This is a genomic window from Polaromonas sp. P1_E3, assembly GCF_056405935.1.
This window is the reverse complement of the sequence record NZ_JBFUBD010000799.1, coordinates 1-672: the sequence shown is the minus strand read 5'-3', so window position 1 is coordinate 672 and position 672 is coordinate 1. Positions and strand designations below refer to the sequence as shown.

Below are 672 nucleotides of genomic sequence, written 5' to 3'. Positions count from 1 at the left end.
CCATCAATGATGGCGCCCAGCTGTTAAGCACGCTCGGGTTCAGCATGGGCAAAGACCCGGAACTGATCCACGTGCCCACGCCAGGCGTCCTTATCGCTGATGCGCGCAAGGTGACCGACGGGCAGGTTTCGCACGATTTCATGGCGGCAATCGCGCAGCACCGCCACTGGGATCGGTTGAACGTCGACGCCATTCCGGCGTAAGACTTTTTCAGGGCTTCAAGGTCAGCTGATGCACGAAGGTTGAAGGATTCATTTGCAAAGGCCGGTATTGCACTGCAGCCCAGTGATCCTTCATGTCACGGTAACGTCCCGAAAATACCAGGCCGCTTTGCCCGGTCTGGTAAATGAAGCGTGAGTTTTCCAGATCTGCAAGGTCATATACGGCCCGCAAAGAGGCTGCCTGCCGGTTGGCGAAAGGGGTCGCGTCTGCGGTAGCCCAATATTGTCCGACGTTGACGGTAAAGGCATCCCCGCCTGTGGGAACGCGAACGTCGAAGAACCGGGCAAGCCAGGGCACGTTGCCGAACGGCTTGTGAGCTGACAGCGCGAAGTGCGCCCTGCCCCAGTGCCAGGCCTCCACGTCCTTCCCATAGGCCGCCTGCAGGCGATCCAGCGCCCGTTCCAGCGCCGCGGCGGACTGCACGGCACAACCCGCTGCACGGCACCATCC

Annotated in this window: 2 protein-coding genes; one reads left to right on the top strand and one right to left on the bottom strand. The window is 61.0% G+C overall.

Features of this window, described 5'->3' with window-relative positions:
- A partial coding sequence (locus tag AC1D0Z_RS23605) for a hypothetical protein (protein WP_477660542.1) occupies positions 1-203 on the top strand: 203 nt, incomplete at its 5' end.
- Positions 204-210: 7 nt separating this feature from the next.
- Here AC1D0Z_RS23605 and AC1D0Z_RS23600 read toward each other — a convergent pair.
- A partial coding sequence (locus tag AC1D0Z_RS23600) for a penicillin acylase family protein (RefSeq protein WP_477660541.1) occupies positions 211-672 on the bottom strand: 462 nt, incomplete at its 5' end.